Annotated in this window: 15 protein-coding genes; 14 read left to right on the forward strand and 1 reads right to left on the reverse strand. The window is 46.4% G+C overall.

What is annotated here, in order from left to right:
* The first annotated feature begins 36 nt into the window (after positions 1 to 36).
* From CCC17_RS00695 to ftsZ, 7 genes are all read left to right on the forward strand, one after another.
* Positions 37 to 1,803, forward strand: coding sequence for a peptidoglycan D,D-transpeptidase FtsI family protein (locus tag CCC17_RS00695; protein WP_287082329.1), 1,767 nt, complete (start codon positions 37 to 39; stop codon positions 1,801 to 1,803).
* Positions 1,804 to 1,866: 63 nt separating this feature from the next.
* Positions 1,867 to 2,823 carry a phospho-N-acetylmuramoyl-pentapeptide-transferase gene (mraY, locus tag CCC17_RS00700; RefSeq protein WP_015526100.1) on the forward strand — a complete coding sequence of 319 codons (957 nt, stop codon included), beginning with the start codon at positions 1,867 to 1,869 and terminating at the stop codon, positions 2,821 to 2,823.
* 14 nt (positions 2,824 to 2,837) lie between these two features.
* On the forward strand, positions 2,838 to 4,193 hold the full coding sequence (gene murD / locus CCC17_RS00705; RefSeq protein ID WP_287082331.1) for a UDP-N-acetylmuramoyl-L-alanine--D-glutamate ligase: 1,356 nt from the start codon (positions 2,838 to 2,840) through the stop codon (positions 4,191 to 4,193).
* Positions 4,194 to 4,247: 54 nt separating this feature from the next.
* A complete protein-coding gene (locus tag CCC17_RS00710; RefSeq protein ID WP_114002112.1) occupies positions 4,248 to 5,348 on the forward strand; it encodes an FtsW/RodA/SpoVE family cell cycle protein in 1,101 nt (366 codons plus the stop codon).
* A 27-nt stretch (positions 5,349 to 5,375) separates the two neighbouring features.
* Complete coding sequence (gene murA / locus CCC17_RS00715) at positions 5,376 to 6,656, forward strand: UDP-N-acetylglucosamine 1-carboxyvinyltransferase (protein WP_243113446.1); 1,281 nt, start codon at positions 5,376 to 5,378, stop codon at positions 6,654 to 6,656.
* Positions 6,653 to 7,936, forward strand: coding sequence for a cell division protein FtsQ/DivIB (locus tag CCC17_RS00720; protein ID WP_114002114.1), 1,284 nt, complete (start codon positions 6,653 to 6,655; stop codon positions 7,934 to 7,936). The genes murA and CCC17_RS00720 overlap by 4 nt, the downstream gene beginning before the upstream one ends.
* 251 nt (positions 7,937 to 8,187) lie before the next feature.
* Positions 8,188 to 9,339 carry a cell division protein FtsZ gene (gene ftsZ, locus CCC17_RS00725; RefSeq protein WP_015526094.1) on the forward strand — a complete coding sequence of 384 codons (1,152 nt, stop codon included), beginning with the start codon at positions 8,188 to 8,190 and terminating at the stop codon, positions 9,337 to 9,339.
* A gap of 123 nt (positions 9,340 to 9,462) precedes the next feature.
* On the opposite strand, the gene CCC17_RS00730 is transcribed toward ftsZ, so the two are convergent.
* On the reverse strand, positions 9,463 to 9,786 hold the full coding sequence (locus CCC17_RS00730) for a DUF1540 domain-containing protein (protein ID WP_015526093.1): 324 nt from the start codon (positions 9,784 to 9,786) through the stop codon (positions 9,463 to 9,465).
* A gap of 440 nt (positions 9,787 to 10,226) precedes the next feature.
* On the opposite strand from CCC17_RS00730, the gene infC reads away from it, so the two are divergent.
* The 7 genes from infC to CCC17_RS00765 all read left to right on the forward strand — a co-directional run bounded on the left by infC (position 10,227) and on the right by CCC17_RS00765 (position 15,615).
* Positions 10,227 to 10,721, forward strand: a complete 495-nt coding sequence (gene infC, locus CCC17_RS00735) for a translation initiation factor IF-3 (protein ID WP_015526092.1) — start codon at positions 10,227 to 10,229, stop codon at positions 10,719 to 10,721.
* Between the two features lie 83 nt (positions 10,722 to 10,804).
* Positions 10,805 to 11,002 (forward strand): 50S ribosomal protein L35, encoded by a 198-nt coding sequence (rpmI, locus tag CCC17_RS00740; RefSeq protein WP_021651646.1) that lies wholly within the window; start codon positions 10,805 to 10,807, stop codon positions 11,000 to 11,002.
* Between the two features lie 33 nt (positions 11,003 to 11,035).
* The gene (rplT, locus tag CCC17_RS00745) at positions 11,036 to 11,392 is read left to right on the forward strand and encodes a 50S ribosomal protein L20 (RefSeq protein ID WP_015526090.1); all 357 of its coding nucleotides are present in this window, start codon (positions 11,036 to 11,038) and stop codon (positions 11,390 to 11,392) included.
* Positions 11,393 to 11,628: 236 nt separating this feature from the next.
* Positions 11,629 to 12,789, forward strand: coding sequence for an ABC transporter substrate-binding protein (locus tag CCC17_RS00750; RefSeq protein ID WP_021651647.1), 1,161 nt, complete (start codon positions 11,629 to 11,631; stop codon positions 12,787 to 12,789).
* Between the two features lie 96 nt (positions 12,790 to 12,885).
* Positions 12,886 to 13,770: a branched-chain amino acid ABC transporter permease gene (locus CCC17_RS00755; protein WP_015526088.1), complete on the forward strand. Its 885-nt coding sequence runs from the start codon at positions 12,886 to 12,888 to the stop codon at positions 13,768 to 13,770.
* A gap of 10 nt (positions 13,771 to 13,780) precedes the next feature.
* Complete coding sequence (locus CCC17_RS00760) at positions 13,781 to 14,854, forward strand: branched-chain amino acid ABC transporter permease (protein WP_173722504.1); 1,074 nt, start codon at positions 13,781 to 13,783, stop codon at positions 14,852 to 14,854.
* Between the two features lie 2 nt (positions 14,855 to 14,856).
* Positions 14,857 to 15,615: an ABC transporter ATP-binding protein gene (locus CCC17_RS00765; RefSeq protein WP_021651650.1), complete on the forward strand. Its 759-nt coding sequence runs from the start codon at positions 14,857 to 14,859 to the stop codon at positions 15,613 to 15,615.

Below are 15,615 nucleotides of genomic sequence, written 5' to 3' on the forward strand. Positions count from 1 at the left end.
TATATTACAGTGACGACCTCTGAGAGGGATTTTTTTATGATCCGGACCATGGTTTATCACAGGAAAAAAATATGGATGGTTTTTCTGATCTGCATAATGCTTCTTCTGGGACTTGTGGGAAGACTCTGGTATCTTATGAACGTCCGGGCAGAATATTATTCAAAAAAGGCGGAGGATCTTCATGAGAGGGAACGTGACATAAAAGCAGCCAGGGGAAAGATCCTGGACATCAGGGGAAATATTCTGGCAGATAACCGGACAGTCTGCACAGTATCGGTGATACACAGCCAGATCAAAGATCCTGAAAAAGTGATCCGTGTACTGTCCGGAGCATTGTCTGTAAAAGAAGAGGAAATCCGAAAAAAAGTTGAAAAAATTTCTTCTATTGAAAGAATACAGACAAACGTGGAAAAAAGCATTGGAGACAGGATCCGGGAATATGACCTTGAGGGAGTGAAGGTAGATGAGGATTATCGGAGATATTATCCTTATGGATCTCTCGCTTCAAAAGTACTGGGATTTACCGGAGGCGATAATCAGGGGATCATTGGTCTTGAAGTGAAATACGATGAGATCCTGAAAGGAGAGCCCGGAAAGATCCTCACAGTTACGGATGCACGTGGTGTGGAGATCGACGGAACCGGAGAACGGAGGAAGGAACCGGTGTCAGGAAATACTCTGCGTACCAGTCTGGATGTTAATATCCAGGAATATGTGCAGCAGGCAGCCGGTAAAGTAATGGAAGAAAAACAGGCGGAGAGAGTTTCCATACTGCTTATGAACCCTCAGAACGGAGAAATCTATGCCTGTGTCAATGTGCCTGAATTTGATCTGAACGATCCGTTTACTCTGAATACAGAAGAAACAGCAGCAGAGGGAGAAAAGAAGCAGGATCTTCTGAACCGGATGTGGAGAAACCCCTGCCTGAATGATACCTATGAACCTGGCTCGACTTTTAAGATCATCACTATGGCAGCAGGGCTGGAGGAAGGAGTGGTGTCAACAGAGGATCGTTTTTTCTGTCCGGGCTATAAGGTGGTGGAGGACCGGCGGATCCACTGTGCAAAGAGAACAGGACATGGTGCGCAGAGTTTTGTAGAAGGTGCCCAGAACTCCTGTAACCCGGTATTTATTGAGGTGGGCCTGCGGCTTGGAGCAGACCGTTATTACAAATATTTTAAACAGTTCGGACTTTTGAAAAAAACAGGGATAGATCTTCCGGGAGAGGCAGGAACGATCATGCATAACCCCAAAAATATGGGAGAGGTGGAGCTTGCCACGGTATCCTTTGGCCAGTCGTTTCAGATCACACCGATCCAGCTTGCAACAACCGTTAGTGGGATCATCAATGGCGGAAACCGGATCACACCTCATTTTGGGATCAGCGTGGAAAGTGCGGACGGAACAAAGGTGCGGACACTGGAATATCCGGTGGAAAGCGGGATCGTGTCCGGTGAGACTTCCCGTACAGTACGTACGATCCTGGAAACTGTAGTTTCAGAAGGCTCCGGAAAAAATGCCGGGATCCAGGGGTTTTCCATTGGGGGAAAAACAGCTACCTCTCAGACACTGCCCAGAGGCTCCGGCAGATATATTTCTTCATTCCTGGGGTTTGCCCCGGCAGAGGATCCGAAGGTCCTGGCTCTTTGTATCATCTATGTACCTCAGGGTATGTATTATGGTGGGATCATTGCCGCACCGGTGGTACGCAGTATTTTTGAAAATGTACTTCCCTATCTTGGGATCGAGAGGACAGTTACGGAAACTCCATCCGGGGAAAACCGGGCAGATGGGGTTGATTAATGAGGATAAAAGCCTTATACTGTTGAAGAAGTATAAAAAAACGAAAGAATTAGAGGTGTGAGGATGGAGTTTCATGTTGTGATCCCTGTGCTGATCTCATTTGCGATCAGCCTTGTATTAGGACCGATTGTTATCCCTTTTTTAAGAAGACTTAAAATGGGACAGACAGAGAGAGAGCTGGGTGTGCAGTCCCACCTGAAAAAGAACGGTACCCCTACTATGGGTGGGGTGATCTTTCTCATTGCAACAACTGTAACATCACTGTTTTATATCAGAGATTATCCGATGATCATCCCGGTACTTTTCCTGACACTGGGATTTGGACTGATCGGATTTCTGGATGATTATCTGAAGGTAGTTCTGAAGCGTTCTGACGGACTTCTGCCATGGCAGAAAATGGCACTGCAGATCGTTGTGACAGCTGTATTTGCTTTTTATCTTGTAAATTATTCCAACGTATCCCTGACTATGAAGATCCCGTTTTGGAGCGGACATTATCTGAACCTGGGATGGTTTGCGGTTCCGGTACTGTTCTTTGCGGTGATCGGTACAGTAAACGGAGTCAATTTTACGGATGGACTTGACGGACTGGCTTCCAGTGTTACCCTGATTGTGGCAGTATTCTTTACGGTGGTTTCCCTTGGAATGAACAGTGGTGTGGAACCGATCACCTGTGCAGTTGTGGGCAGTCTGATGGGATTCCTTCTGTTTAATGTATATCCTGCCAAGGTATTTATGGGAGACACCGGTTCTCTGGCATTGGGTGGCTTTGTGGCTGGTGTGGCTTATGCCATGCAGATGCCGCTGTTTATCATCCTGGTCGGACTGATCTACCTTGTGGAGGTATTGTCTGTTATGCTCCAGGTATCCTATTTCAAGGCAACACACGGAAAAAGAATCTTCAAGATGGCGCCTATCCACCATCATTTTGAGCTTTGTGGGTGGTCTGAGACACGAGTTGTTGCAGTGTTCTCTGTTGTAACTGCTATTATGTGCCTGATCGCTCTCCTGGCATTATAAGGAGGAACAGAAAAATGGATTTAAAAGGAAAAAAAGTTCTCGTTTTCGGAGCCGGAAAAAGCGGCATTGGAGCAGCTGATCTGCTTGGAAGTGCAGGAGCACAGCCGGTGATCTATGACGGAAACGCAGATCTTGATAAAGAGGCAGTTTTACATAAAACAAACGGAAAATACACCCCGGAGATCTGGGCCGGAGATTTTCCGGAGAGAGCGCTGGACAGTCTTGATCTTGTAGTGCTAAGTCCGGGAGTCCCCACAGACCTGCCGCTGGTAAAGAGCTTCTATGAAAAGGGCCTTCCGGTATGGAGCGAGGTGGAGCTTGCCTACCGTACAGGCAAGGGAGAGGTTCTTGCGATCACAGGAACCAACGGTAAGACAACAACAACAGCACTCCTCGGAAAGATCATGGGAGATGCCCGTGAATCTGTATTTGTTGTAGGAAATATCGGAACTGCATATACATCCAAATCATTGGAGATGAGAGAGGATTCCGTAACTGTTGCGGAGATCAGCAGCTTCCAGCTGGAGACCATCGACCAGTTCCGCCCGAAGGTAAGTGCGATCCTCAACATCACAGAGGATCATTTGAACCGGCACCATACCATGGAGGAATACATCCGTGTAAAAGAACTGATCACTAAAAATCAGGGACCGGAAGATGTATGTGTTCTGAATTACGAGGATGAAGTCCTTCGTAAATTCGGTGAAAATATCGTTCCGAAGGTGGTATATTTCTCAAGCCTTCGCAAACTGGATCAGGGAATCTATCTGGACGGAAACCAGATCATTCTCAAAACAGAAAAAGAAGAGATCCCGATCGTAAAAACCGGAGAGCTTAAGATCCTGGGACGTCATAATCACGAGAATGTAATGGCAGCAGCAGCCATGGCATATTATGCGGGAGTTTCTGTGGAGAGTATCCGCAAGAGTGTCTGTGAGTTTGTGGCAGTTCCACACAGGATCGAGTATGTGACAGAGAAAAACGGTGTTGCATATTACAACGATTCCAAGGGAACCAATCCGGATGCGGCCATCAAGGGGATTCAGGCAATGAACCGTCCGACTCTTCTGATCGGCGGTGGCTATGACAAGGAATCCAGCTATGATGAGTGGATAGAATCCTTCGACGGAAAAGTCCGTTATCTTGTTCTCATCGGTCAGACGAAAGAGAAGATCAAAGCAGCAGCAGAACGTCTTGGATTTACAGATATCATCCTCTGCGAGGATCTGAAGGAAGCTGTCCAGGTCTGTGCGGAAAAAGCCAATCCCGGAGATGCAGTTCTGCTTTCACCGGCATGTGCGAGCTGGGGACAGTTTGATAATTATGAGCAGCGCGGTGACATGTTCAAGGAATACGTGAAAGCACTGTAATAATCCGAAAAATACATACATAAGCTGAAATAAAGACCACTGTGGAGGCCATGCATGAAGGCAGGACAGAAACAGACCGGAAAGACAGATACCGTTCTCTGGGTACTGGTTCTGATTCTGGTGGTATTGGGACTCGGGGCGCTTTTTTCGGCAAGTGAATATAATGGCAGAGTACGTTTCCACGACTCTGCCTATTATTTTAAGAAGCAGCTCTTTGCCACGGCACTGGGGCTGCTTGTTATGTATCTGGCATCACGGGTAGATTACCGGCTGTCTGTAAAGCTGGCGCCGGCTGCCTATATTTTTTCGCTTTTTCTGTCTGCTGCAGTCCTGCTTTTCGGACAGGAGATCAATGGATCGAAGAGGTGGCTGAACCTGGGGCCGCTTTCCTTTCAGCCGTCGGAGTTTTCCAAGGTGGCAGTGATATTGTTTCTGGTGTGGCAGATCAGCAATACAAAAAGCAAAACAACCGGATTCTGGTTTATCTGCAGGACTATGATGACGTTGCTTCCGGTAGCAGGTCTGGTGGGCTCCAATAACTTAAGCACAGCGGTGATCATTCTGGGGATCGGTGTGCTGCTGATCTTTGTGGCCAATCCCAGGTATCTGCAGTTTCTCGCACTTGGAGGTGCGGGGATAGGATTTATTGCGGTTTTTCTTGCCGCGGAGAGTTATCGTCTGGAACGCCTGGCAATCTGGCGGAATCCGGAAAAATATGAAAAAGGATTTCAGACCATACAGGGCCTGTATGCGATCGGAAGCGGAGGGATCTTCGGCAAGGGGTTCGGGAACAGTCTGCAGAAGCTGGGATTTGTCCCGGAAGCCCAGAATGATATGATATTTTCTATTGTGTGTGAGGAAACGGGGATACTGGGAGCCTTTCTGACACTTTTTCTGTTTGGTATTCTGATCTGGAGGCTTTGTATTCTGGCATTAAACTGCCGGGATCTGCAGGGAACGCTGCTGTGCGCCGGGATCATGGCACATATGGCGATCCAGGTAGTCCTGAATGTTGCAGTAGTAACGAATACGATTCCCAACACCGGGATCACTCTGCCCTTTGTAAGCTATGGCGGAACTTCTGTTGTTTTTCTTCTGGGGGAAATGGGGCTGGCCTTAAGTGTCAGCAGTCACAGACATGGAAGGATCACATAGAATAACAAGTAAGAGGCCCTTTTAGGAGTGGAATACTTGAATGAGATCGATGAGATCATCGTGACCGGAGGCAGGCCGCTACATGGAAGCGTCCGGATCCAGGGGTCAAAAAATGCGGCACTTCCGGTTATGGCAGCAGCACTCTTAAGCACCGGGACCAGTGTACTGCGGGGATGCCCGAGAATCAGTGATGTGTATTTGATGGAAAAGATCCTGAAATATCTGGGGGCAGAAACCTGGTGGGAAGGTCAAGATCTTTATCTGGACTGCAGCCATGCGGACGGCACCATGATACCGGAGTGTTATTCCGGAAAAATGCGTTCTTCCGTGATCTTAATGGGAGCAATGCTGGGGCGGAGCAAAAAGGCACAGACAGGATATCCCGGAGGCTGTGTGATCGGGAAGCGGCCGGTGGATCTTCATATCCAGGTTTTGCGCCGCCTTGGGGCAGCTGTGGTGGAAAACGGTGGGATGATCCGGGCATCCTGTGGAAAACTCCGAGGTGCAGAGATGTTTTTTCAAAAAAGAAGTGTAGGTGCTACAGAACAGGGCATTCTGGCAGCGGTTCTTGCAGAGGGGAAAACAGTCCTTAACGGCTGCGCCTGTGAACCGGAAATTTATTGGCTCTGCCATTATCTTACCGGAATGGGGGCAAAGATCCGGATTCGTGAAAATGGCTGTATCTGTATTGAAGGAGTGGAGAAGCTTGAAGCTGGCGATGGCTGCATTCCACCAGACCGTATTGTCGCCGGAACCTATCTCATGGCAGCGGCGGCAACTAGAGGAGAGATTATCCTGGAAAATCCGCCTCTGGAGGAAATGGATGGAATCCTGGACGTATATCGGAAAATGGGTGGACAATGCCGCAGGGTAGGTGGTAAACTAATAGTCAACGGAAAAAATACAGGTTTTCCCCTGGAGCTTCTGGAAACAGAAGTTTATCCGGGATTTCCTACAGACCTGCAGTCTCCTGCGATGGCGGTACTGGCCACGATCCCGGGAGTGAGCAGGATCCGCGAGAAGATTTTTGAAGACAGATATAAAACAGCTTCATGGCTCTGTAAAATGGGAGCACAGATCCAGATCCGGGATGGAGTTGCCGTGATATACGGAGGGCAGCCCCTGAACGGTTGTACTGTGGAAGCAGAGGAACTTCGCGGTGGTGCGGCACTTGTGATCGCAGCACTTGCCGCGCAGGGGATTACCAGGATCCGGGGCTGTTGTTTCATAGAAAGAGGCTATGAACATATCTGTGAGGATCTGACCGCACTGGGCGGTCTGCTGATAAAGGACAGAGGAACTTTATGAAAACATCAAAAAAAAAGCCACTGAAAGCAGTTGGCGGACTTCTTGTCCTGCTGCTGGCAGGAATTATTTTCTTTTTTACGTATTATCAGGTAGATGAAGTGCAGGTGATGGGCAGCAGCCATTATTCTGAAAAACAGATCAGGAAGATGGTGCTTAGGGGGCCGCTGGCATCCAATTCTGTTCTTGCACCGCTTCTTTATACTAAGCAGAACACAAAGGATGTTCCCTTTATAGAAGGCTATACCGTAACAAGGCTGAACCGGCACACCATCTGTGTCAGTGTGAAGGAGAAGGATATCGTTGGCTGTATCCCTTATCTGGACAGTTATATTTATTTTGACAGAAACGGTATTTTTGTGGAAGGATCCACGGAACGTAACGAAAAAATCCCGTTTTTTGACGGGATCAAAGTCAAAAAAGTGATCCAGAACGAGAAACTCCCCATCAAGGATGAAACGGTGATGAACACGGCAGTTGCTCTTTCTACTATTTTTGCAAAAAATGATAAGGTTCCGGATCACATTGAATTTGAAGACGACGGACAGATCAGTCTTGTTTACGGGGATATCACAGTTAAACTTGGAAAGGATGAATATCTGGAAGACAAAATGACCAGAGTTCTGGCTATCCTTCCGATGATTTCCGAAAAAAAAGGAATTCTCCATGCAGAAAATGTAAATGATAATTCCAAGAACATTACCCTGGAGCAGGAACAGGATGAGAGCCAGACTTCCGCAGAAAACTGGACCGGAGGCTATGATGAGGAAGGAAATTACACCGGAGAAGGCGAATACGACGAAAATGGCAACTATGTAGGACCGAAACCGCAGACGGATCTGGAGTATGCGCAGGAAAACTGGGTAGGTGGCTATGATGAAGAGGGAGATTACACAGGCAGTGGTGAGTACGATGCCAACATGACCTATGTAGGCGAAGCCCCCACAGAAGAAACCATGGCAGAAAAAGGAAACTGGAAGGGCGGTTACCGGGAAGACGGAGGCTATGACGGAGTCAGTGAATATGACCGTGATGGCAATTATGTAGGCACTCTGGAGGATTATCAGGCTTCGGCAGAAAGCTCCGGAGACGGAACAGACTCCGAAGATCCAGATGCTCAGAGTACGGATACCGAAGATACAGAAAATGAAGAAGACTCTTCAGACAGCAGTACGGACAGCACCGAGGAAGAGGCTGATTACAGCAGTGATCAGGAAGAAGGAGCTGAGGATTATGATGAAAATTCGTACAGCGATTACAGTGATGAGTCCGATTATGAGTAAAGATAAAAAAGCTTTCTTAATATATAGTACCAGTATTTGGACATTTTGCCAGAGATTGTTTTGTAAATGTTTCGGTTAATAGAAACAGTGCCGAAATTTAGTGAAAAAAGTATAAAAAAACAAAATTAATGGTTGATTAATTACCGAAAAAAATATATGATATAACTATGTGTATATGTAGCTTGGAATAGATTATTACACTGAATCGGATATCAGGTAGAAATAAAGGAGGAAGTACATTGTTAGAGATAATGACGAATGAGGCTGAGTCTTCTGCGAAAATTATTGTAATTGGAGTAGGCGGCGCAGGTAATAATGCGGTAAACAGAATGGTGGAAGAGGCCATTGGCGGAGTTGAGTTTGTAGGTGTTAATACCGATAAACAGGCTCTGACACTGTGTAAAGCTCCGACTGTACTTCAGATTGGTGAGAAAATTACGAAAGGTCTCGGCGCCGGTGCACAGCCGGAGGTTGGACAGAAGGCAGCTGAGGAGAGCATTGAGGAAGTTAAGAAGATCATCGAGGGAGCGGACATGGTTTTCGTTACCTGTGGTATGGGAGGCGGAACCGGAACCGGAGCTGCTCCTGTGATCGCCGGTGCGGCAAAAGAGATGGGTATCCTGACTGTCGGTGTTGTTACCAAGCCTTTCCGTTTTGAAGCAAAGACCCGTATGAACAATGCACTTGCGGGAATCGAAAATCTGAAGAAAGCAGTTGACACATTGATTGTCATCCCAAATGACAAATTACTTGAAATCGTTGACAGAAGAACAACCATGCCGGAAGCACTGCGTAAGGCTGATGAGGTTCTTCAGCAGGCAGTACAGGGTATTACAGACCTGATCAATCTGCCGGCTCTGATCAACCTTGACTTTGCAGATGTGCAGACAGTCATGACAGACAAGGGAATCGCTCATATCGGTATCGGTGAGGCAAGAGGTGATGACAAGGCTATGGAGGCTGTACAGCAGGCGGTATCTTCTCCGCTTCTTGAGACAACCATCAAGGGCGCTACTCATGTGATCATCAACATTTCCGGAGATATTTCTCTTATGGATGCCAACGATGCTGCAAGCTATGTACAGGAGCTTACAGGTGAGGATGCAAACATCATCTTTGGTGCTATGTATGATGATTCTGTTGCAGATTATGCGAGAATTACAGTTATTGCTACAGGTCTTACAGACAATAACCTTCAGAACACACCATTTGGAAACAGAGCTTCCAATTCTGTATTCGGAAACACCAAAAAAACAAGCCAGTCACAGCCAGGCGGTATGAACCTTAACATGCCAAGCTTCAGCCTGCCGACTATGAATTCCACACAGTTTGGAACAAAGGCTCCTACAAGCACTGTTCAGAAAAAGGACATCCAGATCCCGGATTTTCTTAAGAACAGATAATAAATGAAGATGATAAGATCCGGCAGAGACTCCATCTGGAACGCTGCCGGATCTTTTTGACTTTCTGATCAAAAGAAACAGAAATGTCAGCTCTGTATGGAAACAGGATTTCTGTTCAGGATATCAGCATTCGCAGCTGAAAGTATCACATTTTGTATCACAGCAGCGATGTGCATTGTCACCGGATACATTGATGGAAGCTGCGGTGCATTTGCAGTGCTCATTGTAGGTGCAGTTGTGTGCTTTGCAGTCGATGTTAATGGTCTCACACCCACAGCAGGGATCTGCGGAATTTTTTACAGCACACTCTTCCTGGTCACGGAAGCTTTCACAGGCGGTGTCGTCCGCATAACGAGCATCTGCACCTTCGACACTGATGGATCCCCTGGAGCAGAGAGAATTTTTGTTATAGCAGCAGTTGTGTGCGGAGCATTTAAGACTTGTCATAAAAGTGTCCTCCTGATAATTATGATTTTACCGGAAACCGTCAGCCTGCCGGAATGCGCATCCTTTCTGATCGTCAGCACTGCGGTAAGGCTTGACAGATTCCGATGTTGCATAGTATGTCCGGAAGAAGAAAAATTTATACTCAAAAAATAAATACATAATAATATAAAAAACAGTTGACAAATAGCAGACACCATGGTATCCTCTTAAAGTACGTAGCGAAAAGAAAGCAGAGTTCACTCTCACCTCAGCGCTGAAGATAAGCGACTCAGGTCAATATTGCACAGTACTGCGAACGGACCAACCATCAGTGCGCAGGTGTAATTATTTGAAGTGTGGACATCTGTCTGCGCTTTTTTTGTGCGGCTTAAGCTACATTAATGAGAAAGAAAAAAATAATTCTATCATGTTCATGGAGGTGTACAACAATTAGCGGTTTAATGATTAACGAACAGATCAGAGACAGAGAGGTACGCTTGATTGGTCCGGACGGAGCTCAGCTTGGAATCGTGTCCGCCAGAGAAGCGATGGCGAAAGCGCAGGAGGCAGGACTTGACCTTGTAAAGATTGCCCCACAGGCGAAACCGCCGGTATGCAAGATCATCGATTACGGTAAATACCGTTACGAGCTTGCAAGAAAAGAAAAAGAGGCCAGAAAAAAGCAGAAAACCATCGATGTCAAAGAAGTGCGTCTTTCCCCGAACATTGATACGAATGATTTGAAGACGAAGGTAAATGCAGCAAGAAAGTTCCTTAGCAAGGGCGACAGAGTTAAGGTTACACTTCGTTTCCGCGGAAGAGAGATGGCACATATGTCCAGCAGTAGGCATGTGCTTGATGACTTCGCAGATCTTCTGTCCGATATAGCGACTGTAGAGAAGGCTCCGAAGGTAGAAGGCAGAAGCATGACTATGTTTCTGACTGAGAAACGGTAGATATCTCAGTCTTCACGGCAACAGCCGGGCAGAACGGGATGCTATATAAAATTTAGAAGTACCAAATCAAGGAGGAATTCATAATGCCAAAAATTAAAACTTGCAGAGCAGCAGCAAAGCGCTTTAAAAAAACAGGTACAGGAAAATTAGTAAGAAATAAAGCCTACAAGAGCCATATCCTTACAAAGAAATCTCAGAAGAGAAAGAGAAATCTGAGAAAATCTACTGTTGTTGATTCTACTAATGTAAAGAGCATGAAGAAAGTATTACCATATTTATAAGATAGAGAAGACGAACAGGAGGAGAATTAAGAAATGGCAAGAATTAAAGGCGGATTAAACGCAAAGAAAAGACATAACCGTACATTAAAACTGGCAAAAGGCTACAGAGGAGCCCGTTCCAAACAGTATAGAGTAGCAAAACAGTCTGTAATGAGAGCTCTTACAAGCTCCTATGCAGGAAGAAAACAGAAGAAACGTCAGTTCAGACAGCTCTGGATTGCTCGTATCAACGCAGCAGCAAGAATGAACGGACTTTCCTACAGCAAAATGATGCACGGCCTTAAGGTTGCAAACATCGACATCAACAGAAAGATGCTTGCAGAGATGGCTGTTAACGATGCAGCAGGCTTCACAGCTCTTGCTGAGATCGCTAAGAAAGCAATCGCATAAGTAAAGTATTAAGAGACGAAGGAGTCCAGGGAATTTTTCCCTGGATTTTTTTGTAAAAAAATTCAGACAATTTGCCGAAAAACGACACAAGCTGTACAGCGGACAAGTGTCCGTGTTGTGCAATCAGACGAAAAACAACAGATAACTAAATTTGCCCTTGAAATAAAAAATATGCGATGCTATAATTTTACCATTAAACATTAGTAACGCGACAAAGCGCAGGAGGAGAGATTATTATGAAGAATTGGAAGAAAGTAATCGGCGTTGCATCAGCAGCAGCGATGACAGCAGCTATGATGATGCCTGCATCCGTTTTTGCGGCAGAGGATGAGACATTTAAGATCGGTGTGATCGGACCGATGACAGGTGATTACGCACAGTACGGTACCAACGTATACAACGCAGCAAAGATCGCTGCAGATGAGATCAACGAGAACGGTGGATTCAACGGATATAAAGTAGAGATTCTTGACGCAGGTGATGACCAGGGAGATCCTGAGAAGGCTGTTAACGCATACAATGACCTGATCGATAAAGGAATGCAGATGCTCTGTGGAACTGTAACATCCGGTTCCTGTATCGCAGTAGGAGCTGAGGCAGCTGAGGATACATTCCTCTTCACACCATCCGCAACAGCACTTGACTGTATCACAGCAGGAACAAACGAGTTCCGTATGTGCTTCACAGACCCGGCACAGGGAACCAAATCTGCTCAGTACATTTCCGAGCACAAACTTGCAACGAAAGTAGCAGTACTTTATGATTCCGCTGCTGACTACAACTCCGGTGTACATGACGCATTCGTTGCAGCAGCTGCTGATGACGGACTTGAAGTAGTTGCAGATGAGGCTTACACAACAGACAGCAACACAGACTATTCTGTACAGCTTGCAAAGATCAAGAAGAGCGGCGCTGAGCTTCTTTTCCTTCCGAACTACTATTCCGACAATGCGCTGATCCTTCAGCAGGCATCTGAGGCAGGACTTGACATTAAATTCTTTGGTGTAGATGGCATGGATGGTATCCTCAATGTAGAGAACTTCGATAAATCCCTTGCAGAGGGTGTTATGCTTCTGACACCATTCTCCGCAACAGCTACAGATGAGAAGAGCCAGAACTTCGTAAAAGCATACGGCGATGCTCACAACGGTGAGATCCCGAACCAGTTTGCGGCAGATACATATGATGTACTTTACGCAATGCAGCTTGCAGCTGACGATGCAAAGATTACACCAGATATGGAAAATGCAGACATCAGTGCAGCAATGAGCGCATCCATGGCAAACATCGAGCTTGACGGACTTACCGGAAAAGCAAAATGGACCGAGGATGGCGAGTGTGATAAAGAGCCGAAAGCATTCGAGATCAAAGACGGTGCTTATGTAGAGATGAAATAAGGAATTTCTGTTAACGTTAGGGGTCAGGGGACGGTCACCTTTAGTGGGAACCGTCCCCTTTTTCCCTTATCAATAAACAATTAAAAGAGGTGCGTTATGAGTTTTATATCTTATTTAAAAGACGGCATCAGTCTTGGCAGTATCTATGCGATCATCGCACTTGGATATACCATGGTTTATGGTATTGCCAAGATGCTGAACTTCGCACACGGAGATGTTATCATGGTGGGAGCTTATATCATCCTTACCTGTATCACAAGAGGCGGCATGTCACCGATCCTTGCTGTGATCCTTTCCGTTGTGATCTGTACACTGCTTGGTGTTGTCATTGAGAAGGTAGCTTACAGTCCACTTAGAAAAGCTTCCTCAAACCTGGCCGTTCTTATCACGGCTATCGGTGTCAGTTATCTGCTTCAGAACCTGGCACTTCTGATCTTCGGCGCAGATGCCAAGAGTTTCGTAGCTGTTATCAAAGTTCCGTCCATCACACTGTTTGACGGTGAGCTTACCATCAAGGGAATCACCATCGTAACCATCCTTGCATGTATCATCATCATGGTGGGACTTTCCCTCTTTGTAAAAAAGACAAAACCTGGCCGTGCCATGCAGGCGGTTTCCGAGGACAGAGATGCGGCACAGCTGATGGGAGTTAACGTCAATGCGACAATTTCCCTCACATTTGCCATCGGTTCCGGACTTGCAGCGATCGCAGGCCTTCTGCTCTGTCAGACTTATCCGACACTGACTCCGTACACAGGAGCCATGCCTGGTATCAAAGCTTTCGTAGCTGCTGTATTCGGTGGAATCGGTTCGATTCCGGGAGCTATGGTCGGCGGCATCCTTCTGGGAATCATCGAGATCTTCGGAAAAGCTTATATTTCTTCCCAGGTTGCAGATGCGATCGTATTTGCAGTCCTGATCGTCGTGCTTCTTGTAAAACCTACCGGACTGTTCGGCAAGAACATCCAGGAGAAAGTGTAAGGTGGCCGATATGAAGAATATGAAAAACAAAACAACAAAAAATAACATGATCAACTATGGAATTGTCATTGTGCTTTTTGTGATCGTACAGGCACTTTCCTCAACTGGAAATCTTTCCAGACTTCTTATGGGACTTCTTGTTCCCCTTTGTGTTTATACCATTGCATCAGTTTCCCTGAACCTGGTAGTCGGTTTTTCCGGTGAGCTGAGCCTTGGACATGCGGGCTTCATGTGCGTGGGAGCTTTTTCCAGTGCCCTGTTTTCACAGGTTGCTGCAGACTCCATTCCGCAGGTTCCTCGCTTTATCCTTGCAATCCTTGTAGGTGCGGCAGTTGCAGCACTGTTCGGTGTGATCATCGGTATTCCGGTACTTCGTCTCCGCGGTGACTACCTGGCTATTGTTACACTGGCTTTTGGTGAGATCATCAAGAACCTGATCAATGTACTTTACATTGGCGTGGATGACAAAGGACTTCACGTTGCAACAAGTGCAGCCGGTCTTCATCTGGAAGCCGGCGGAAAGCAGATTCTCAAAGGTGCCCTTGGTATTTCGGGAACAGCAACTCTTTATAAAGATATCAAGAATTACTTTTTCCTGATCGGCGTGATCCTGCTTCTTCTCACATTGTTTATTGTACAGAACCTTGTAAACTCCAGAAGCGGACGTGCTATTATGTCAACCAGGGACAACCGTATTGCAGCGGAGTCTGTAGGAATCAATATCACCAGATATAAGCTGCTGGCATTTACCATTTCTGCAGCCCTTGCAGGAGTTGCAGGTGTGCTGTATGCACATAACCTTTCTCTTCTTAAGGTTTCTGTATTCGATTACAATATGTCCATTCTGGTACTTGTGTATGTAGTACTTGGAGGAATCGGAAATATCAGAGGATCTATCATTGCAACCATTATCCTTTATGCACTGCCTGAGCTTCTCCGTGGATTCGCAAACTACCGTATGCTGATCTATGCTATCGTACTGATCATCATGATGCTCTTTAACTGGGCACCGGCGGCGAGAGACTGGAGAGCACGCATGGTAGAGAAATTTAAAGGCAAAAAAGAGAAAAAGGAGGTGGCCTGATCATGGCAATGCTGGAAGTAAATAATCTGTCTATCCAGTTCGGCGGTCTTCGTGCTGTTGACGGCTTTAATATGACCATTGAGAAGGGACAGCTCTATGGACTGATCGGACCTAACGGTGCCGGTAAGACAACAGTATTCAATCTTCTCACAGGCGTGTATAAGCCTACAGAGGGAATCATTAAACTGGACGGCCAGGATATCACAGGAAAAAGCACCATTGAGATCAACAAGGCCGGAATCGCAAGAACCTTCCAGAATATCCGTCTTTTCAAGGATATGCCGGTTCTTGACAATGTAAAAGTAGGACTTCACAATCATCATCCATATTCCACACTGACCGGGATCTTAAGGCTGCCGAAATATTACAAGGTAGAAAAAGAGATGAATGAACGTGCAATGGAGATACTGAGGGTGTTTGATCTGGATAAGGAAGCAGACACTCTGGCAGGAAATCTGCCTTATGGTAAACAGCGTAAGCTGGAGATCGCCAGAGCTCTTGCCACAGAGCCGAAGCTTCTTCTCCTGGATGAGCCGGCGGCTGGTATGAACCCGAATGAGACACAGGAACTGATGGATACTATCCGTTTTGTGCGGGAGCATTTTGATATGACTGTTCTTCTGATCGAGCACGACATGAAACTGGTGGGCGGTATCTGTGAGGAACTTACAGTTCTGAACTTCGGTCAGGTACTGATCCAGGGTGAGACATCTGCAGTGCTGAAAGACCCGACGGTTATCACTGCATATCTGGGAGAATAA

Origin of the sequence: Blautia sp. LMAG:36 (assembly GCF_008680535.1) — a bacterium.
In the GTDB taxonomy this organism is placed as follows: domain Bacteria; phylum Bacillota; class Clostridia; order Lachnospirales; family Lachnospiraceae; genus Blautia_A; species Blautia_A fusiformis.